The sequence below is a fragment of the Clostridium sp. genome, assembly GCF_016650095.1.
In the GTDB taxonomy this organism is placed as follows: Bacteria; Bacillota; Clostridia; order Clostridiales; family Clostridiaceae; genus Clostridium_AD.
The window spans coordinates 1-21,047 of sequence record NZ_JAENWL010000006.1 but is presented as its reverse complement, the minus strand read 5'-3'; the positions used below and the strand labels follow the sequence as shown (position 1 = coordinate 21,047).

Here is a 21,047-nt window from a genome sequence, read left to right as displayed (position 1 = left end):
CTATAAGGTAAGGTGAGAAGCCTTTGAAAAAGGGATTAATGGACATTGACTGGCAACATATTAGTGAATATTCACAGGAGGAAATATCTTATTTCTTGTTTTTAGAGGGCAAAACTATGGAGGCCATATGCAAAATCAGAAATTTGGATAATGCCATCGTACAAAAACACATCATAGATGGTAAAATAAAACATAGATTTTTAGTTCAAAGCAATGATACGGCTGAACTTTTTAAAAATATTTCTAAAGCAGGAAAAGAGGATAAGATTTATTTTTTGAGGTCACTTGGAGAAGATAATAAAAATAACCTAGCTAGATTAATCAAAACTAATTATGGAGAGATGTTTCCTAAAGACAAAGAGGCGGCAGTTTGGATCTTAGGGGAATTAAAGGACGTATCGTGCTTAGATATTTTAATTAAGGCTTCTGTTAATAAAGCTATAAATATACGGAGAATGGCAGTTTCAGCTATGGGTAAAACAGGAGATAGGCGAGCAGAAGTGGCATTAATTAGGTCTCTTTCCGACGAAAATCCACAAGTGATATGTTATGCAATAAAATCACTCGGTAAAATAAAAAGTGAAAAAGCTATTACAAAAATAAAGTATATAAGTGAGAACACAGACAAAAAATACATAATAGATGCAACGAAGCAGTTTTTATTGCTGATGGAGCCATCATAGATAGAAGATAGAGGGTCACCTTGAATTCTAATCTAGAATATTTAAGGATAGACGGGAGAATTAAAATGAGTTATTTTACAATAAAAGATGAGTCAAAAGCTGAGTTTAAGGAGAAAAAGTCCACTTTTATTGGGCATGGAAAAAGAGTTGAAACCGAAGACGCAGCTAAAGAATTTATCCAAAAGATTAAAAGTCAGCATAAAGAAGCTCGGCATAATGTTTATGCTTATCTAATTGGTGAAAATAGAATGATACAAAGGTACAGTGACGATGGAGAACCTCATGGGACTGGCGGAATTCCAATGCTTGAGGTTTTAAAGAAAAGTGAAATTACAGATGTGGTTGTTGTAGTCACCAGATATTTTGGAGGGATTCTTCTGGGCACTGGAGGCCTTGCAAGAGCGTATTCTAAAGGTGCATCCCTAGCTATTAAAGAGGCAGGGGTAGTTGAAAAGGTTAAAGGTGTTTTGTTAGAAATAGTAATTGAATATGAGCTACTTGGTAAGCTACAACATATATGTAACGAAGGTAACACTCATATAGAGAACATAGAGTATACAGATAAAGTTAAAATTAAAATACTTTGTGAGTTTAGTAATCTAGAAAAATTAAAGTCTCAAATAACCGAAGTAACCTCAGGAAAAGCAATGTTTGAAGAAGCAGATCCAAGAATGTACTTTAAATTAGAATACAGATTGTATGAGTAATGCGGAGCTAAAATTTATAGTAAAGCAATTGCAAGAAAATTATAAATACTTTGCTGATTTTATTTGAAAAGTGTATTATTTCTATGATATAATAGCAAAGTAATGTACTTATAACTAATTCATAGAAGTATTGCTATTTATTAGGCATGCTTAGGAATATTTAATATAAAAAATAGTTTGTTGGGGGGAATTTCAAATGTCGGGACATTCAAAATGGAAGAACATTCAAGCTAGAAAAGGTAAGGTTGATTCTAAAAGAGGTAAAGTGTTCACAAAAATAGGTAAAGAATTGATAATGGCAGCAAAGTTTGGTGGAGCTAGCTTAGAAATTAATGCTAAGCTTAGGGATGTAGTTGCAAAAGCTAAATCTAATAATATGCCTGCAGACACAATAACTAGAGCAATAAAAAAAGGTTCTGGGGAGCTTGATGACATTAACTACGAAGAAATAGTTTATGAAGGATATGCAGCAGAAGGTGTTGCTGTGGTAGTCAATACACTAACAGACAAAAAAAACAGAAGTGTAGCAACTGTAAGGCATGCTTTTGATAAACACGGTGGAAACATGGGAGCAGCAGGATGCGTAGGCTGGATGTTTGCTAAAAAAGGACAACTTATAATAGAAAGAACTGAAGCTATGGATGAAGATGAAATTATGATGCTAGCTCTAGAAGCAGGTGCAGAAGATTTCAATGCAGAAGCAGAAATGTTTGAAATTATCACAGATATAGAGAACTTTGGAGCAGTGAGAGAAGTGCTCGAAACAGCAGGATTTGAATTTGTTTCTGCTGAGTTTACAATGATACCTGATAACATGATACCTGTTAGTCTAGAAGGTGCAGGTAAGGTACAAAGACTTATAGATATGCTTGAAGACGATGACGATGTGCAGGATGTTTATCACAATGCAGAGTATCCTGAGGAATTTGAGGGATAATGGGCTGAGAGGTAATGACATGATGGTAAACGTTTAACAAAATCGTTCTATGATGGCATACGAATAGGTTAATGTATTTATGTTATGGATGTATCAGTTGAACACCTTATTATATTGATGATTAATCGATATAATAAGGTGTTTTTAATTATATAAAGATTGTAAAATTCAACAATGGCTTTTTTATTTAATCGTTGTATTTTTACAAAATTAGTATATAATGTATATATATATTAGTTTTAATAAAGGTGGGCTTTTAAAATTGATGATGTTGACAGAATGGGGGATTTATAATGAAATTAATGTGCAAATGTGGGAATATAGAAGATATAAAAAGTGATGAAAATATTGAAACTTTTGAGTTTAGAAGCTGTGAAGATGACACATTGGTATTAGTTTGTAAGAAATGTAGTGAAGTGGTATTTATTAATTTTCATGCCCCTAAATGAATAAAGAATAATAAAAATAGCACTTAGAATATCTAAGTGCTATTTTTATTATTCTTTATATTATAAAATCCAAGGTATATTCTGAGTTCAAACTTTTATACTTTTCTACAAGATCCTGTAGTGTAACTGAATCCATAACTTTATTAATTTGTTCATTAACATTTTGCCATACCATGGTGTTTATACAAACTTTTATCGTTTTATCAAGTCCATCATCATCACTCGCAATACTTAAATCACCTTCAAGAATTCTTAAAACTTCTCCTACAGTGATTTTTGAGGCGTCTCTTGATAGTGTATAGCCACCCTGAGATCCTCTTGCACTTTTTACAAGCTTAGCCTTTCTAAGTACTGAGAAAACTTGTTCTAGATAATTCTCTGAAATTAATTGCCTCTCAGCAATAATCTTTAAGGGAATATAATTTCCCAATGAGTGCACAGCGATATCAACCATTGCCCTTAAACCGTATCTTCCTTTAGTAGAAATATTCATGGTAAGTAATTCTCCTTATCTATACTAAAATATACATAAAACTCATAATGTAATATTTATTCATTAAAATAAATGATACTATATTGAAAACAATAAGTCAACTTTACTAGGCCACAGAGATAGCAAGTGATGAGGCAGAGATTGTGTGCTTTATTTGATTTTGATATAAAATATTGAATAAAAAATAATTGGATAAAAGCCCATTATTTTCATGGACTTTTACCCAATTAGATATAAATGATGACAGGGAACTATATATTTTCAAACTCATTTAATGTTTTTAATTTATTCTCAACTTTCATTTTCTCAATTCGTATATTATCTAATTGTTGCACTAGTTTTTTATTCTCTACTTTTAAGGTTTTACTTGAATTGCTTTGAAGACCAGTTTCTGCTAGTTCTAAGGAATATTGTAGTTCTTGTTCAAGCTTACTTTTATAAGTTTCTTCAAAATCTTTTTCTACTTGAGTTAGCTCTTCATTCAATGTTGTTTTCATACTGTCGATAACCTGCCTAGACACTTCCGATTTAATTTGTTGTTCAGTTTTCATATGAATTTTATCTCCTTATAGTTTATTGTTTTAAAGATTTTATTTATACTATTAGGATACTCATTAATTGATTTAGTATTCTACAAAATATTTTTACTGGCCTTATTCGTAGTTAAATATAATTTTCAAGTGAATCTTTATCTATATTGAATATGATAGATTCAATAACAACCATACGGAATCTATATAAGAAAGGTATTAATTTCATAATTCAAGGCAAAATAAAGAAAATGGAATTAATAATATAATTGATATAAATGAAGGAGTGTATTTAGTGAAAAATGAGGAAAGTTTAAAGGTTATCCATTTAGGAGGCCTTGGAGAAATAGGTAAGAATATAACTGCTATTGAATATGCGGATGAAATCATTGTTATAGACTGTGGAATAGCTTTTCCTGATGAGGAAATGTATGGTGTAGATTTAGTAATTCCAGATATAACATATTTAAAAAATAATGTAGAAAAGGTAAAAGGTATTTTTTTAACTCATGGACATGAGGACCATATAGGAGCATTGCCCTATGTTCTAAAACAATTGAATGTACCTATTTATGGCACTAAGCTAACATTAGGATTACTTGAAAACAAACTTAAAGAGCACAAGATATTATCAGATTGTGAACTTCACAATGTAAATGCTGGAGAAATAATAGAACTACAAAATCTTAAAGTTGAATTCATTAGAGTCACTCACAGCATAGCAGACTCCTGTGCTATTGCAATACATTCACCTCAAGGTGTTATATTACATACTGGTGATTTCAAAATCGATTATACCCCAATTGATGGATTGGTAATGGATTTAGAACGTATCTCAAATTTAGGTAAAGAGGGTGTGCTTCTTCTTATGGCAGATAGCACAAATGTGGAACGTGTGGGGCATACAATTTCAGAAAAAACTATAGGAAAAACTCTAACTAGAATACTTTCTAATGCTGAGGGAAGAGTTATTGTAGCAACATTTGCATCAAACATTCATAGGATGCAACAGATTGCAGATGCTTCTGTAATTTATGGTAGAAAGATTGTTTTTAGTGGAAGGAGTATGGAGAATATCTCACAAGTAGCAATGGACCTTGGTTATCTCCATATACCAGAAGGTTACATTATAGGTATGGATGATATGCGAAACTATGCAAGTAAAAACATTACAATAATAACTACTGGGAGTCAGGGAGAACCTATGGCAGGCCTTGCCAGAATAGCATATGGTACTCACAGAAAAATTACAATTGAACAAGAGGACTTGTATATTATTTCTGCGTCTCCAATTCCAGGTAATGAGAAGCTTATATCTAGGGTAATAAATGAGTTATTCAAAAAAGGCGCCGAGGTAATCTATGAGGATTTAGAAGAAGTGCATGTATCCGGCCATGCCTATCAAGAAGAATTAAAATTAATACATGCATTAGTTCATCCTAAATATTTTATGCCAGTGCATGGTGAATACAGGCATTTAAGGCAGCACGCTAAATTGGCTCAACAATTAGGTATGCCGGTGAAAGATATATTTACTATAGAAACGGGGCAGGTTTTAGAACTAACAAAGGAGGAAGCTAGAGTCGCAGGAAGGGTGCAAACTGGATCTGTATATGTAGATGGACTTGGTGTGGGGGATGTTGGAAGCATAGTTCTTAGAGATAGAAAACACTCAGCAGAAGATGGCATGCTAACGGTAGTTGTTACATTGGAACGGGAAACGTATAGCATTATTGCAGGACCAGATATAATAACTCGTGGATTTATATATGCAAAGGAATCTGATGCACTAATCAATGAAGTAAAAGAGATTGTTAGACTTGAACTAAATAAGTGCTTAGACAATAAAATTATTGAATGGTATGTATTAAAATCTAATATAAAAAAATCTACAGAGCGGTATTTATATGAAAAAACAAAGCGCAGACCTATTATTCTTCCAATTATCATGGAAATTTAAAAAGTTAAGCAGTAAATATACATCATCCCATAAGTTAATGGGAGTGTATATTTACTGCTTGATATTTTTCAGTGGTTGAATAGGAATGATTTTATTAATAATGAACTCTAACTAACCAAAATTTAATATTTTTATCACTCCAGCCAAGATCCCAAGGTACTTTATTTCTGTCTGAATTATGACAACTAACCAAGGAATATCCTCTTGAATCAGCTCCAGTTACAACAGAAATATGTGTAATATCATTTTTCTTTTCATATGCAACAAAATCTCCAGGCAATAGTTTATAACTAGCCTTATATACTTTATCATAGCTACCAGAGGCAATTACTGATGCTCTACCGCTATATACCATATAGTTTTTAAAGCCGTCTGCATTAAGCCAAGATTTTGTTGCTCCATTTTTGTCATAGTTCCAAGCAGAATTTTTTCTGAATTTCCCACCTTCAAAAAGAATTTGCGAAGCAAAGTTTGCACAATCACCACCCTGAGGATTATAATCTCTATACTTTTTGTTATACTTATAATTATATTCAGAGGTAGTTGCAGCGCCACAATATTTATCAGCATATTCTATAGCAGTGATTCTTCTCTTGTCTATTGTAGATAAGTCTCTTGCATTTTGAGATAGAATATATTTTTTTATAGAATCAGCCTTAATATTGCCTAAATCTAAAGAATTTGCAAAAGGATCCTTATACCATTCTTTAGAAATAACCCAAGAACCATCTTTCCTCATAAGCTTTAAGTTGTGATAGGTTCCAATTCTAGAAGTGTTTTCTAATTCTGGCTGATCTTCATATACATATTTATATTCTGTTGAGCACAATAAATAAATGGAAAAAGTATCATCACTACCTTTGATTTTTTTTACAATTACAGTAGGCGTAATATTTGTAAACTTAACTCCTTGTTTTTCTGCCCAGTTATTAATATAATCCATTTTTCTTTTTTCATATTCATACGCCCAAGTTCCATATTTTGTATCCATATTATAAAGTGATTGTATTAATTCTAAATCACCGTTGAGGATAGCTTTGTTTCTACTTTGAAAGATTTGTTCTATATAACTTGTAACTTCTTTTTTTGAATCATCAGTGACTGGAATCGCAGAGCTAGTAGTGTATAACTGCAATGATAAAAGAAGTATTATAAATATAATTAATCTAATTTTAGACCATTGTAATATTTTGATTTTACAAAAATACATAATATTATACTCCTATTATTTTATTGATTTTTTCTATGGCATTTTTTATAGGTAATTGTTGTACTGGTACACCTTCATACCAGGGATTCTTTGAATTCAAACTGTTTGTGAAATATCGCGCCTTTAAGATAATTTCAGGTCTATACTCAAAGTGCAGAATATCAAAGTGTGACCATTTACCTCCCCATACGAATCCATTTTTTTCAAAAATTTCTACAAGCTCATTGGGATATGAAGCTAATCTTTTTCCACCAGCTTCTTTAGATGCCCATTTCCAATAATCTCTTTTATCACTAGCAAGATCAATAGCAATTCCAAAAGCGTGAGGGCTTAATCTGTTTGTACCTGAAATTACGCGATAATTAAAAGTACCACTACAAGGTAAAAGGCATCTTCTAACATTCTGATTTCCTTGTGAAAGAGGAATTAACTCTTTCATGACAGCTTTCAGTGAAAGGGCTGCATTACCATTGCTATTGAATTGGTAATTGCTATACCCTACATTTACTTTTGTAAGTTTGGATTCTATAGTTTGTTTTGACTTTCCATAAACTTCGTATAATAAACCATATGACCTAAAGCGACCAGGGTCAAAATTTGCTTCCATAATACTTTTAACGGGTGATAGGGGATAAATCTGATCTAAAGTATCTTGAAGGTCGGGTCCTGCCAATTTTCCTGCAAAGTTTTTTTCTTTTTTATCATCATAAAGCAGCTTTTTGCCAGACTTCATTACCAGATATACATATCCATTATTTTCTTCAATATTTACAATATATTCAGGATACGCAATCATTAGGCATAATAGATCTTGCTTCATTGTTACATTATATATACTTGTGTTTTCCGACATATAAGTAGTAGTTGTAGCCGAAACTATTGTTATATTTCCTATAGTGTGAAGTAAGCTAATAAGAAGTATGAAACAAAACGATTTCCTCATGATAATAATCTCCTCTTTTAAAAAATTAACACTAATAAAGTTATAAGAAGTAAACACTTTTTAATAATACTTTAATATATATAATTTCCTATGAACTATTATTATATGTGTGGATATAATAACAAATTTAGTGAAGATATTCCCATTAAGCAAAAACAAATCATAATTTTTTTAAAAAAATATAAACTTATTAAAGTAGAAATAATAGCACTATAAAGCAAAAAAATAAGCACCATAAATTTGATACCTATTTATTTGTTTTATATTAAGTCACATTCTTTATTAATAATGCGAGTGGCTAGAATAATAAAAATATATTACTTCTAGTAGGTGGTAGCTTACACTAGGTGGAACTTGATGTTACCCATTTATAACCACACCACCATTGACATGAATAGTTTCTCCGCTTATATATGATGCACCTTCTGACGCTAAAAACACATAAGTTTCAGAAAGTTCCACAGGTTGACCTGGCCTTCCCATAGGAGTTTTGATCCCGAATTTACCGACCTCACTCGCACTGAAGGAAGATGGTATAAGAGGTGTCCATATAGGACCTGGAGCAACTGCATTAACTCGGATTTTTCTACTTGCAAGGGAGAGCGCTAGAGAGCGAGTGAAGGTAACGATTGCTCCCTTAGTTGAGGAGTAATCAATTAAAGTCTTATGGCCTTCATAGGCTGTAACTGAAGACGTATTTATAATTGTAGATCCTTCTTTTAAATGGGGTAATGCAGCTTTTACCATATAAAACATGGAGAAAATGTTGGTTTTAAATGTTTTCTCTAGTTGCTGTGGTGTGATATCTTCAATGCTATTTTGAGGATGTTGCTCAGCTGCATTGTTCACAACAATATCTATCTTACTGAATTCGGATATTGTTTTGTTTACAGCAGCATTGCAGAAAGCATCATCTCCTATATCTCCAAAAATTAAAATACACTTTCTGCCCTTCGCTTCAATAAGTTTTTTTGTCTCCTCTGCATCTTCATGCTCATCAAGATATATTATTGATATATCAGCGCCTTCTCTTGCATACGCGATTGCAACTGCTTTGCCAATGCCGCTATCACCACCAGTAATCAAAGCAACTTTATTCATTAATTTGCCAGAGCCTACGCAATTGGGGTTTTCAAAAATAGGTCTAGGGTTCATAAGCGATTCAAAACCTGGTTGCTTATCTTGTTTTTGTTCAGGTACGCTCATAGGGAAATTAAGGTTTTCATTCATAAAAATGTCTCCTTCTTTAAATAAAATATATTTTGTAGTTTGTAGCCATAGTTTATGGTAAATCGGCATTTATATTCACTTAGGTGCATGAAAATAAATAATAAGTCAAAAATGTGAAGGATTTTTTCCTAAAGACCATGAGGCAGGTTCTGTTGATAGTTATAATTAGAAGAATAGCAACAATACACAAAATATGTTATAATTAAAAAATATGAGTGTAACGAACGTTTAAATTAAATTAGTTTATAAGATTGAAGTTGATATAGTGAGACATATTTATTTATACATAAAGACCTATAAAGTCAAAGTTAAAATGAAAATTAATCAGCCTAAATAGACTCATATCATTAATAAAGGGTGGTTTCTTAGATGCAATATAATCATGCACGAAAGTTGTTGTTTCCAATTTTCAAGAAAATTCATAACAGGATATCAGTGATTAGCGACATTTAAAGTTCAAGACAGCCACTTCAAAGGAGAAAATAATGTTATTCGAAAATTTAAATCTCATTACGCCAATAAAAAAAGCTTTAATAACTGAAGGATATGTAGAAGCTACACCTATACAGGAAGCTGCAATTCCTACTATATTAGAAGGCAAAGACTTTTTAGGATGTGCACAGACAGGAACTGGAAAGACTGCAGCTTTTGCTATTCCTATACTTCAAATTCTTTGTGGAAAGCAAAAGGTTATAAAAGGACCTAAAAATATAAAGGCTCTAATACTCGCACCAACTCGCGAACTTGCAATTCAAATTGGAGAAAGCTTTACAGCCTATGGTAAACACATGAATCTTACTAGTGCAGTTATATTTGGAGGCGTATCACAAAAGAATCAGACTGATGCTTTAAAGGGCGGAGTAGATATTTTAATTGCAACTACTGGTAGACTGCTTGACTTAATGCAACAGAAATACATTAACATACACCATGTGGAAATGTTTGTACTTGATGAGGCAGACCGTATGCTTGATATGGGATTCTTGCGTGACGTAAAAAGAGTTATAGCACAATTACCTAAAATAAGACAAACTATGCTATTTTCAGCAACTATGCCAAATGAAATATTAAAGCTTGTGGATTCTATTCTTACAAACCCTGTAAAGGTGGCAGTGACACCTGTTTCTTCTACTCTTGAAATTATTGATCAATCAGTATATTTTGTCGACAAAAAAGATAAAAAACCATTACTCATTCATTTGCTCAAAGATAAGTCTATATTATCTGCTTTGGTATTCTCAAGAACAAAGCATGGTGCAAATAAAATTACTAAGGACCTTAATAATTCAGGGATAGAGGCTCAAGCTATTCACGGAAATAAATCTCAGAGTGCTAGACAACTTGCTTTAAATAATTTTAAGTCTGGCATTACAAGAGTGCTAGTAGCAACTGATATCGCTGCACGTGGTATCGATGTTGATGAGTTATCTCATGTAATAAATTTTGATTTACCCAACATACCAGAAACTTATGTTCATAGGATAGGAAGAACTGGGAGAGCTGGACTTGGCGGAGTTGCACTTTCGTTTTGCGATGTGGAAGAAAAACCCTTTCTTAAGGATATTGAGAAGGTTATATCAAAATCAATACCAGTGATAGAGGATCATCCTTATCCTGCAAGTAATATACCAGTAGTAGTCAATAAGGATAACTCAAAGAAAGTCTCAACTGGCAAGTCTTTTTCAAACGGGAATGCTAGGAGAACAGGAAGGAATCAGGCTGGAAGGCAACAATCTAAGAATACTAGAGCAACAAGATAAAATGCATAAAGCCAATGATTATTAAGAATAATCATTGGCTTTACTAATCCATATTTACATATGGATTTTCTTAGTAATCTCCGTTCTTAGCCCTGGCAATACTGCCTACGCTTAAAAACCTAAATAATTTATTTATTAACATAACTAACATCTCCCTACTATAAGTTTAATGTTTGCTAGTTGACTACAATAATAGTATATCCCATGATTAAAAATGTATACATGAAATATAAAGTGAATGATTAAGATTTATTGAATTAAATAAGGAAAATAGGCGGTGACACATGTTAGAAGATAATGAAATATATAATTCTATTATAAGAGAATTTGATTTAAGTGGTTCTATTTTAGACGGAATGAAAGAAGCAGTTGAAGCTTTGACTAAATCTAGAATGGATATATGTAATATTTTAAAGATACCCAATGTTTGTGATAAGACCATAGATTGGAATGAAAAAAAGCTTATAAAAAATATAAATACAAATAAATCTAAAATAAAAGACTGCCAAAGAAAACAAATTGAATTAAAAGATAGAATTAAAGATAACAAGAAGGAGACTAAGGTGATTAAATCCCATATAAATATATTAGAAGACAAGCTTTTACAAGAGAAACAACAAAGTAAAGAATTAAATCAAAATCTTCGCATTTTTCTTAGAAGAGAAAAATTTAAATTTATTAAGAAAGTACTTTATAGAAGCTATAGGAAAGTTTTTTTGAAATATTATAATGAATTAAGTGTAAAAACTAAAATTAATGAGTGTAATAAAAGAAAAGAAAAAATAAGGGGAGAAAAAGAAAATTTTAGTAATAGTATAGATAGATATAATAGAAAAATAATTATAGATAAAATAGCTTTAGCAGAAAAGAGAAAAAGTATTATAAATATGGAGAGAAATATTGATTTTTTTAGTAGGAATCTTCAGAGTTTAACAGATTATAAAGAAATGGTTAAAAATTTTGGTCAAAAGCTTAATGATATGAAAAGTTAAACCAAATAAAAAACAGCTTGAGATAAACAATGTGAATAACTTTTTAGAGATTGGAGAGCATCATAACAATACAGGTAGTTTTTAAGGTGGTGTTTTATAACAAATGTTTTTATACATAAAAAAAGTATATATTACGTATAATGCATTAGTCGTATTGCAATACGCGTAATATATACTTTTTCTTATTTATTCCAATGCCATTTTAAATACTTTACTAACAATATCCTTTGATGCAACGCCTTCATGAACTTTAACACCATCTACATAATAGGTAGGAACATAATAGTAAGTATATTGTTTTGCTATATTAGGTTGAAGTTCTTCATCAATTATTATTACTTCAATATTAGCATATTCTGGATTTTGATTTTTCAAATCGTCCATCCAAGCAAGTGCTTTCTTACAATATGGACACCATTCAGTTACAAACATAATTACAGGTTTCATTTATTATAGTCACCAAACTTTCTAATTAATATATATTATTAGTTATACAGACAGTATACACTATTTTTCTTATTTTTAATGGGTTAAAGCAAATTAATATATTTTAAACTTAAAATAATTTTTACACTTAAGGAAAATGTAAAATGAATTTTAAATTTTTTGAAAACTAAAAATATAGATAGTAATTAATAGAATTAAGTAAAATAATTTGATATAATGAAATAGTCGAAAAATGATTTAATATAGTTGTTTAAATTAACTAATAAAAGATATGAAGGAGCAACATAAATGCAAACATTGAAATCGTTGTTTCAGAGAGATTTAGTAATAAGAATAATACTTTTGCTAACATTAATATTATTCGCTTATTTAATTAGATCCATATTTAATTTGATATTATTAACTTTTATGATTACTTATTTAGCAAATAGTTTACAGAATTTACTGTTTAGGCAAATTAATAAAGTTATAAAAGTAAATCCAATCCTTATTATTATAATTATATATTTGTTTATGACAATGAGTATAGTTATTCTTCTAGTTAAATATATACCAATTGCTATTTCTGAAAGTATTCTTATTTTGGATAAAATCGAGTATATTAAATTTCCGAAGGATACTAGTGGAGTTATGTTATATTTAGCACCAATATTAGATCAAATTGACTTAGAAAATTACGCTAAAACAGGTGTTCAAAGTACTATGCTTTTTGTAACTAATTTTTGGAAATGGAGTTTGAATTTCTTTATGGCACTTTTACTAAGTTTAGTATTCATATTAGAAAAAGACACTATTTTGAGATTTGTATATAAGCTTAAATATAGTAAAGTATCAGTAGCATATAATTATTTTAGCTATTTTGGTAATAACTTTTTAAATTCTTTTGGCAAAGTAATACAGGCTCAAATAATGATAGCGATAGCAAACACGGTATTATCAGTTATAGGACTCGCCATAATGGGCTTCCCTCAATTATTAGCTCTTGCATTTATGATTTTTATTTTAAGTCTTATTCCTGTAGCAGGAGTGTTTATTTCACTAATCCCTCTATGTTTAATTGCTTTTAAAATAGGTGGATTAATTAAAGTAGTTTTTGTGCTAATTATGATTTTTATAATTCATGCTGTTGAAAGTTATATTTTAAATCCAAAACTGATGTCTGATAACACAAATATTCCAATATTTTTTACTTTTGTAACATTAATAGTTTCAGAACATTTTATGGGGATTTGGGGTCTACTCCTTGGAATACCGATATTTATATTTATCTTAGATTTAATTGGAGTGGATTTGGGCAAAAAAAACTACAACAAAATTAAAGAAACTTAAAGATAAAATTATATCGTAAAATAAAAAAAACTGGCTTTTGGGCTAGTTTTTTTATTGCATAGGAATTTATAAATATTTAATTATATGATATATTTATGTAAATGATAAAGAAGAAGTAATTTCATGCCTCATGTTACAAGTAAAGTATACTTTATTTGTTATAATGAGTTAGTATATAAATTAATTACTAATTACAAATATAAAATCCACTTTAGTGGATTTTTAAGGAAGGCAGTGATTTTGTGACAATAGAAGATATGGAATCTATATTAAAATGTCCTGTATGTAATTTAAGTTTAAAAAAAATAGAAAAACAATATGTATGTTTGAATAATCACAGTTATGATATTGCTAGTAAAGGATATATTAATCTTCTGCTTGCTAATCAAAAGAAAACAAAAGATCCTGGGGACAGTAAAGAAATGATGGAAGGGCGAAGAAATTTTTTAAATAAGGGGTATTATAGAATTTTTTCTGAAACATTGAATGAGGTAATAATATCAAGTATAGGTGGAAATAATGTAAATATACTTGACGCTGGTTGTGGAGAAGGCTATTTTTTAGCAAGGCTTAAGGAATCCATACATATAAAACAATCTAATGCTACTTTAAATAGTAAATTTGATTATTTTGGTGTGGATATTTCAAAAGCTGCAGTTACGCATGCAGTTAAGAGAGATAAGGAAATAAACTTTATAGTAGGTAGTAATTTTAACATACCAATAATGCCAAACACTATAGATATTATCATCAGAAATTTTGCACCTTCTGATGAGGCTGAACTTATGAGAGTTCTAAAAGATAATGGTAAGCTAGTTGTTGTAACACCAGGAGTTCAGCATTTATATGGGTTAAAAGAACTCCTATATGTAAACCCTAGAAAACATGAGGAGAAAGAAATGAATTTTAATGGATTTAAGTTAACTAAGAGTACAGAAGTTAAGTACAATATTCATGTGGAAGATAGCGAAAGTGTAAAGAATCTTATTGCAATGACTCCTTATTATTGGACTTTTGACAATTGTATGAGAGAAAAAGCAAATGACACTTCTGAACTTTCTACCCAGCTCCATTTTAATATAAGTATCTATGAAAAGTGTTGACAAGGGACATTCAAGTAAATAATAAGCCAGTATACGAGCCTATTCTAGGCTAGTCTATTTCACGAAATACTTCGTCTGCAGCATCTGCTGATAGTATAACTATCAACAGAACCTGCCTCCTAGTCTTTCGCGAAATATCCGTCGCATCTTTGACTTATTATTTATTTTCATGCCCCTAATATACTGAAATTGGGTAGCATATTATATTATTAGGAGGAAATATGAATCTAAAAAAAGAAAACTTCTTAAAGAAAAACAATATTACAGAAGATGATATTGTTAATAATGAAATAGACTGGGTGGTATTAAATGAAATATATCTGGATTTTAACAGTTATAGAAGCAGTTATGAAAGTCAGGCTGGATTTATAGCGGATACTCTTAGGACACATAGTAAAATACATTCAGTAAAATCTAGAGTTAAAGAGACAGATCGGTTAATAGAAAAGATAATTAGAAAGACACCTGGACGAAAAGAGAAGTATGGCTCAGAATTTCAGTTTTCCATTGAAAACTATAAAGATGAAATTAATGACTTAATAGGAGTTAGAGCAATACATATTTTTAAAGAAGATTGGGAAGATATACATAACTTTATTTGTAGTACGTGGAAAGTAATTGAAATAACTGCAAACGTACGAGAAGGTGATGATACTAGAAGGTTTGATGAACTGAATATTCAAATCCATTCTAGGAAATCTGGATATCGATCAGTACACTATTTGATAGAATTTTTTCCAACAAGTCAAAAGGTCATAGCAGAGATTCAGGTGAGAACAATATTTGAAGAAGGGTACGGCGAAATTGACCATCAGCTAAGATATTCTCATAGTGAAATTCCAGAAGTGTTAGCTTCAAATCTTTTACTATTTAATCGTATAGCAGGTAGTGCAGATGAAATGGCTTCTTTAATAAATTTGCTGAATAGAAATTTAACTGAAATGGAATCAAAGTATGAAAAGATAATAGAGATAAAGGATAAGGAAATAGCAGAATTGAAAGGTGGAGGTTTATAATGAGGGAATTATTCAAAGGAATGTTAAAAGGAATTAAAGATAGTCTTAAAAGATTTCCGCAAACTATAGTTATTTCAACGGCCTGTGTTGTAATTCTCATCTATATATCAGAAATAACACCCGGTGTTAATGGTGATTTTATAGAAAGCCTAGTTAGGGTTGCTATGGTAATTGCTCTTGGGGTTCCTCTTTCATTGTGCATTAACCTTTTTTTTGAAAGAGCAGAGGATTACAAGAAGGTATCCGTATATGCGTCTTATTTAATAGGGGCTGTATTACTAATTCTTTATTTTTACTTCTTCCTAATGGATATAAAAATGGTTTCAATGTCAAGATATGTTGGGCTTAGTCTTATTCTTTATTTAGTTTTTCTATTCATATCATATTTGCCAAATCGTGATGACTTTGAGTTTTATGTTATAAAGGTTTTTACTAGATTTTTCACCACAGTTTTATACTCACTTGTTTTATATCTTGGACTAGCGGCAATTCTTTTTACAATCGATAAGCTTCTAGGAATTAATATTAGAAGTGAGCTCTACTATTACACTTGGCTTATTGTTGCAGGTATATTCGCACCGTCATTTTTTCTCGCAGGAGTTAAAGCTAAAAATGAAACATTATCTTTAAACGATTATTCGCGCCTTCTTAATGTACTTGTGTTGTATATAATCATGCCACTTATTTCAATATATACAATAATACTATATATATATTTTGCAAAGATAATTATAACGCGTCAGTGGCCGGAGGGTCTTGTATCCAATCTCGTAATTTGGTATTCTGCACTAAGTGCATGTGTGTTATTTTTTATAACACCATTACTAAATGAAAAGGCCTGGACAAAGAGATATATGAAATATTTTCCAAAGGTAATTCTTCCTCTAATAGCCATGATGTTCATTTCTATAGGGATAAGAATTAGAGCATATGGGGTAACTGAAAATAGATATTTTGTTGTAGCACTTGGTATATGGGTATTTGTAATTATGATTTACTTCGCGAGTGCAAAGAAACTAAGAAATATAATACTTCCAATATCACTTGCGGCAATAACTTTCATATCTGTATTTGGGCCTTTTAGTAGCTATTCAGTTTCAAAATATAGCCAAAATAAGAGGTTGAATAATATATTTGTTAGAAATAATATGATTAGTGACAATAAAGTAATTAAAGCAAGTACTGAGGTAACGGGCGAGGATGCAAGGCAGATATCTAGTATACTTAATTACTTTGATAGTAAGCACAGTCTAAAAGATGTTGAAAAACTGCCACAAGACTTTACAATCAGTGGTTTAGAGAGTATTTTAGGAGTGAAATATACAGGAGATACCAATGAATATTTCTCCTTTAATTCATCAAATGTATTAAGAACAATAGATATAAAAGGATATGACTATTTGTTTAATTCAGTGGATAATGGACCTTTAAATTCAAATAACACAATATTTAGCATAGATTTTGATTATGAATTAAGCACATTAAATATAACTCAAGATGGAAATAATATCTATAAAAAAGATTTACAGGCTTTCGCAAATAAACTCATTGACAAATATGGTGTTAACCAAAATCAGCAAAATATTTCTTCAGAGGAAATGTCGTTTGTTGATGAGAATGATAAAGTGAAAATTAAAATTCAATTCTCTAATCTATCAGGAAGCATGGATAATTCAAACGGTAAAACAGGATCAAATAATTTTCAATTTTATGTCCTTGTGAAAGTAAAATAAATAATGTACTATATTCACGGATTATAAATAAAATATATTGGCACTAATTTTTAGGGGGGGATTTTGTATGAAGTTTTATATTCGAGAAAAGGTATTCTCAATAGGTGACAATTTTAACATTAAGGATGTGTCAGGTAAGGATGTATTCAATGTAATGGGAAAGATTTTTTCTATAGGAAATAAGCTTAGAATTTATGACATGGATAACAATGAGATAGTGTATATCGAGCAGAAGTTGTTTAAGCTACTTCCAGAATACAATATATATTTAACAGGAAACTATGCTGCAAGTGTGAAAAAAGAATTTACGTTATTTAGCAATAGGTTCGATATTGATAGCAATATGGGTAACTACGAGATTGAAGGAGATTTTTTTGCACATGATTTTTCAATAACAAAAAATGGTAGTATAGTTGCAGAAATAAATAAAAAATGGGTTTCTTGGGGGGATACTTATGAAATTAATATCAATGAACAAGAAAATTATGCATTTATATTGGCAATGGTGATTGTTATTGATCAAGTATTGCATGATAATAAAAAAGGAAGCAATGGGTAAATATGATTGATAATAATTTTTCTTAAAAATTGTTCAATGTATTCTTGTTAATTCAGAACAAATGATTTAGTGAGGTTATTTAAGATGTTATAATGTATTTATAAATAAGAGATTAGAGGTGTATCCATGACAAATGATGAAATGTATAAACGTATAATAGTTATGACAAGTATTAAAACTGCTAAAAGCTTTATTAACACTTGTGATATAAGTAAAGGTGATCTAGGCAAGCTTTGTAAGAAATTTAATATATTTATAGGGGGGAAAGCTACCAAGGAAGAAATAATTGATAGATTTATTGCGGAAACTCTGGGTAAAAAATTAAAAAACAAGGTAATTAATAAATATAATACTAGATAATAATTATAAATGAGCTAATATGTATAAATTACTTTATTTATTAAAACACTACCTAAGAGGTGAGAATGATGGAGTTATTTATACCGGAAATAGCATATATAGACCCTAAAGTTTTGAAATATGAAGTTTCAAGAAAAATCATAGTATATTTAGAAAACTTAAAAATACCTATAGTTAATTCTAAAAAAGTGGTAATAGATTGTGGATCTCCTGAAAAAAATTATGCAATGGCTAAAAAGACTGTTCTATTTACAATAAACGCTCAAAAGAAATTGGTAAGTTGCAAGCCATCTGCAGATTATCAATTTTCACTATCAAGTTCCTGCCCTGCTAATTGTGAATATTGTTATCTTCAGACTACTCAAGGTGAAAAACCTTTCATGAAAGTTTTCCTAAATATTGAAGAGATTTTGGCGGTTATTCAAAATTATATAGATAGTAACTTGCAAAGGATTACTACTTTTGAATGTGCGAGTATAACGGATCCCATTGCTCTTGAACACCTAAGTGGAAACTTAAAAAAGTGCATAGAGTTTTTTGGTGAAAGTTCTAAGGGTAGATTGAGGCTTGTAACTAAATTTGATGATGTTGATTATTTTTTAAAACTAAAACATAATAAGCATACAAAGTTTAGATTTACTTTGAATTCTCGTTACGTAATAAATAACTTTGAACATAATACCTCAAGTTTTCATGAAAGAATAGACGCTGTTAAAAAAATCGCTTGTGCTGGATATCCAATAGGATTCATAATTGCGCCTATTATGATATATGATAATTGGAAGGAGGAATATAAGGAGCTATTTGAGACTTTAAAAATAGCACTAGAGGACTATAATGAGGAAGTAAGCTTTGAACTTATTCAACATAGATTTACTAAAGCAGCAAAGGAACTTATAGTTCAAAGATTCAGAAATACTAAACTTGATCTGGATGAAGAAAAAAGACAATTAAAATGGGGACCTTATGGCAAATTCAAGTATGTCTATAAGAAACCAGATAGTGAGGGGATTAAAAATTATATTTCAGAACTGATAAATAGTAACTTTGACAATGCTGTAATTGAGTATTTTACTTAATATTTTTTTTGCAAGAGAGAAATCACTAGTATGTAGTTTATGAGAATATTTAAACAGTTAATAATTTTATTATTTGAGGGAAGGAATAATATGAATAAAATAGTACTTATTAGACATGGCAAAAGTCTATGGAATGAGGAAAATAGATTTACAGGTTGGACGGATGTAGAACTTTCAGAAATAGGACTTACGGAAGCAAGAAGAGCAGGTGAAATACTTAAAGACAATGGATATACCTTCGATTTAGCTTTCACATCATATTTAAAAAGAGCAATAAAAACACTTTGGATTGTACTAGATGAACTAGATTTAATGTGGATTCCTGTGAATAAATCATGGAGATTAAATGAAAGACACTATGGAGCGTTACAGGGGTTAAGCAAAGATAAAACAATAGAAAAATATGGTAAGGATCAGGTATATATGTGGAGAAGATCTGTAAAAACTAAGCCACCTAAAATGGATATCAGTGATAGTGGATATGCAGGAAATGAAATTAAATATAGAAACTTAAAAGAAAGTGAAATTCCATTAACTGAAAATTTAATTGATACGCAGGAGAGAGTTTTAAAGTATTGGTTTAGTTATATCGCACCAAATATAAAGTCGGGCAAGAAAATTATAATTTCAGCGCATGGAAATACTATAAGGGCATTGGTCAAATACTTAGACAATATACCTGATAATGGAATAATAGACCTCAATATACCTACTGGCATACCTTTGGTGTATGAACTAGATGATAATCTAAAACCGATAACACATTATTATCTTGATCATAATGGTGATATACCTAAGGACAAAATAAACGCAAATATTAAAGACGATTGGTATCTTAAAAGATAAAAAAGCAAGACACATACAAACAGATCAACATAGAGGTTTAAGACTTTGTGCTAATCTGTTTTTGTATTTTATAATTTAAAAGCTCAATTTCAAAGGAGCCATTGAAGTGCCTTTTTCCACAATTTCTAAAAAATTATCTCTAGACATATAAACTGCGCCTAAACTTTCCAGATGGGTTGTATGAACCTGACAGTCAATAATAGTAAACCTCTTTTCTTCTAATACTTTACTAAGAGTAATAAAGGCTACCTTAGAGGCATTATCCATAGTTGAAAACATTGATTCACCAAAAAAACATTTTCCTATACTCACACCGTATAATCCACCAACTAATCTATCTTCATACCAGGTTTCCACAGAATGAGCATATCCGACTTCGTGAAGGGAGCAGTAAGCTTCAATCATTTCATTTGTAATCCATGTTCCGGTTTCTTTCCTCACATTAGAACAATTAGATATAACGTCTCTGAAGCAAGTATCAAAGGAAATTCTATATGTATTTTTTTTAAACACTTTTTTCATAGAGTGAGAAATTTTAACATCACTTGGGTAAACAACGAATCTTGGATCAGGTGACCACCAAAGTATAGGTTCACCGTCTGAAAACCATGGAAATATTCCATTTGAATAGGCAAGAAATAATCTCTCTGGTGAGAGGTCTCCCTCTATGGCTAAAAGTCC

The 21,047-nt window shown here is 30.5% G+C and carries 22 protein-coding genes; 15 read left to right on the top strand and 7 right to left on the bottom strand.

The genetic code is table 11. The features are described 5' to 3' along the window. The first annotated feature begins 23 nt into the window (after positions 1 to 23). The 4 genes from JJE11_RS01105 to JJE11_RS01090 all read left to right on the top strand — a co-directional run bounded on the left by JJE11_RS01105 (position 24) and on the right by JJE11_RS01090 (position 2,776). Positions 24 to 683, top strand: coding sequence for a HEAT repeat domain-containing protein (locus tag JJE11_RS01105; RefSeq protein ID WP_291632402.1), 660 nt, complete (start codon positions 24 to 26; stop codon positions 681 to 683). A gap of 65 nt (positions 684 to 748) precedes the next feature. Further along, the gene (locus JJE11_RS01100) at positions 749 to 1,390 is read left to right on the top strand and encodes a YigZ family protein (RefSeq protein WP_291632401.1); all 642 of its coding nucleotides are present in this window, start codon (positions 749 to 751) and stop codon (positions 1,388 to 1,390) included. A gap of 196 nt (positions 1,391 to 1,586) precedes the next feature. After that, the gene (locus JJE11_RS01095; RefSeq protein ID WP_291632400.1) at positions 1,587 to 2,327 is read left to right on the top strand and encodes a YebC/PmpR family DNA-binding transcriptional regulator; all 741 of its coding nucleotides are present in this window, start codon (positions 1,587 to 1,589) and stop codon (positions 2,325 to 2,327) included. A gap of 293 nt (positions 2,328 to 2,620) precedes the next feature. Next, positions 2,621 to 2,776 carry a hypothetical protein gene (locus JJE11_RS01090; protein WP_291632399.1) on the top strand — a complete coding sequence of 52 codons (156 nt, stop codon included), beginning with the start codon at positions 2,621 to 2,623 and terminating at the stop codon, positions 2,774 to 2,776. A gap of 55 nt (positions 2,777 to 2,831) precedes the next feature. Here JJE11_RS01090 and JJE11_RS01085 read toward each other — a convergent pair whose 3' ends face one another. Continuing rightward, a complete protein-coding gene (locus JJE11_RS01085; protein WP_291632398.1) occupies positions 2,832 to 3,269 on the bottom strand; it encodes an Rrf2 family transcriptional regulator in 438 nt (145 codons plus the stop codon). Positions 3,270 to 3,520: 251 nt separating this feature from the next. After that, on the bottom strand, positions 3,521 to 3,820 hold the full coding sequence (locus JJE11_RS01080) for a hypothetical protein (protein WP_291632397.1): 300 nt from the start codon (positions 3,818 to 3,820) through the stop codon (positions 3,521 to 3,523). Positions 3,821 to 4,094: 274 nt separating this feature from the next. Here JJE11_RS01080 and JJE11_RS01075 point away from each other — a divergent pair, with 274 nt between their 5' ends. Beyond that, positions 4,095 to 5,759, top strand: a complete 1,665-nt coding sequence (locus JJE11_RS01075; protein ID WP_291632396.1) for a ribonuclease J — start codon at positions 4,095 to 4,097, stop codon at positions 5,757 to 5,759. Positions 5,760 to 5,853: 94 nt separating this feature from the next. On the opposite strand, the gene JJE11_RS01070 is transcribed toward JJE11_RS01075, so the two are convergent. The 3 genes from JJE11_RS01070 to JJE11_RS01060 all read right to left on the bottom strand — a co-directional run bounded on the left by JJE11_RS01070 (position 5,854) and on the right by JJE11_RS01060 (position 9,142). Further along, positions 5,854 to 6,969, bottom strand: a complete 1,116-nt coding sequence (locus tag JJE11_RS01070) for an amidase domain-containing protein (protein WP_291632395.1) — start codon at positions 6,967 to 6,969, stop codon at positions 5,854 to 5,856. 4 nt (positions 6,970 to 6,973) lie between these two features. Continuing rightward, positions 6,974 to 7,822, bottom strand: a complete 849-nt coding sequence (locus tag JJE11_RS01065) for a M15 family metallopeptidase (RefSeq protein ID WP_291632409.1) — start codon at positions 7,820 to 7,822, stop codon at positions 6,974 to 6,976. Between the two features lie 450 nt (positions 7,823 to 8,272). After that, complete coding sequence (locus JJE11_RS01060) at positions 8,273 to 9,142, bottom strand: SDR family oxidoreductase (protein WP_291632394.1); 870 nt, start codon at positions 9,140 to 9,142, stop codon at positions 8,273 to 8,275. A gap of 485 nt (positions 9,143 to 9,627) precedes the next feature. On the opposite strand from JJE11_RS01060, the gene JJE11_RS01055 reads away from it, so the two are divergent. Together JJE11_RS01055 and JJE11_RS01050 are read left to right on the top strand one after the other, a co-directional pair. After that, positions 9,628 to 10,902, top strand: coding sequence for a DEAD/DEAH box helicase (locus JJE11_RS01055; protein ID WP_291632393.1), 1,275 nt, complete (start codon positions 9,628 to 9,630; stop codon positions 10,900 to 10,902). Positions 10,903 to 11,186: 284 nt separating this feature from the next. Beyond that, on the top strand, positions 11,187 to 11,894 hold the full coding sequence (locus JJE11_RS01050; RefSeq protein WP_291632392.1) for a hypothetical protein: 708 nt from the start codon (positions 11,187 to 11,189) through the stop codon (positions 11,892 to 11,894). A 186-nt stretch (positions 11,895 to 12,080) separates the two neighbouring features. Here JJE11_RS01050 and JJE11_RS01045 read toward each other — a convergent pair whose 3' ends face one another. Continuing rightward, positions 12,081 to 12,341, bottom strand: coding sequence for a glutaredoxin domain-containing protein (locus JJE11_RS01045; RefSeq protein ID WP_291632391.1), 261 nt, complete (start codon positions 12,339 to 12,341; stop codon positions 12,081 to 12,083). A gap of 288 nt (positions 12,342 to 12,629) precedes the next feature. On the opposite strand from JJE11_RS01045, the gene JJE11_RS01040 reads away from it, so the two are divergent. The 8 genes from JJE11_RS01040 to gpmA all read left to right on the top strand — a co-directional run bounded on the left by JJE11_RS01040 (position 12,630) and on the right by gpmA (position 20,366). Next, entirely contained in the window at positions 12,630 to 13,670 is a 1,041-nt protein-coding gene (locus JJE11_RS01040; protein WP_291632390.1) for an AI-2E family transporter, read from the top strand. A 242-nt stretch (positions 13,671 to 13,912) separates the two neighbouring features. Next, positions 13,913 to 14,773 (top strand): putative RNA methyltransferase, encoded by an 861-nt coding sequence (locus JJE11_RS01035; protein ID WP_291632389.1) that lies wholly within the window; start codon positions 13,913 to 13,915, stop codon positions 14,771 to 14,773. Positions 14,774 to 14,994: 221 nt separating this feature from the next. Continuing rightward, positions 14,995 to 15,789, top strand: a complete 795-nt coding sequence (locus tag JJE11_RS01030) for a RelA/SpoT domain-containing protein (RefSeq protein WP_291632388.1) — start codon at positions 14,995 to 14,997, stop codon at positions 15,787 to 15,789. Continuing rightward, positions 15,789 to 17,522 carry a DUF4153 domain-containing protein gene (locus tag JJE11_RS01025; protein ID WP_291632387.1) on the top strand — a complete coding sequence of 578 codons (1,734 nt, stop codon included), beginning with the start codon at positions 15,789 to 15,791 and terminating at the stop codon, positions 17,520 to 17,522. Before JJE11_RS01030 ends, JJE11_RS01025 begins: the two co-directional genes overlap by 1 nt. A gap of 67 nt (positions 17,523 to 17,589) precedes the next feature. Further along, a complete protein-coding gene (locus tag JJE11_RS01020; RefSeq protein WP_291632386.1) occupies positions 17,590 to 18,081 on the top strand; it encodes an LURP-one-related family protein in 492 nt (163 codons plus the stop codon). Positions 18,082 to 18,207: 126 nt separating this feature from the next. Continuing rightward, the gene (locus tag JJE11_RS01015) at positions 18,208 to 18,441 is read left to right on the top strand and encodes a hypothetical protein (protein ID WP_291632385.1); all 234 of its coding nucleotides are present in this window, start codon (positions 18,208 to 18,210) and stop codon (positions 18,439 to 18,441) included. Positions 18,442 to 18,506: 65 nt separating this feature from the next. After that, positions 18,507 to 19,520, top strand: coding sequence for a spore photoproduct lyase (gene splB / locus JJE11_RS01010; protein WP_291632384.1), 1,014 nt, complete (start codon positions 18,507 to 18,509; stop codon positions 19,518 to 19,520). A gap of 90 nt (positions 19,521 to 19,610) precedes the next feature. After that, positions 19,611 to 20,366 (top strand): 2,3-diphosphoglycerate-dependent phosphoglycerate mutase, encoded by a 756-nt coding sequence (gene gpmA, locus JJE11_RS01005; RefSeq protein WP_291632383.1) that lies wholly within the window; start codon positions 19,611 to 19,613, stop codon positions 20,364 to 20,366. A gap of 75 nt (positions 20,367 to 20,441) precedes the next feature. Here gpmA and aat read toward each other — a convergent pair. Continuing rightward, positions 20,442 to 21,047, bottom strand: a 606-nt coding sequence (gene aat / locus JJE11_RS01000; protein WP_291632382.1) for a leucyl/phenylalanyl-tRNA--protein transferase, incomplete at its 5' end; no start/stop codon positions are given.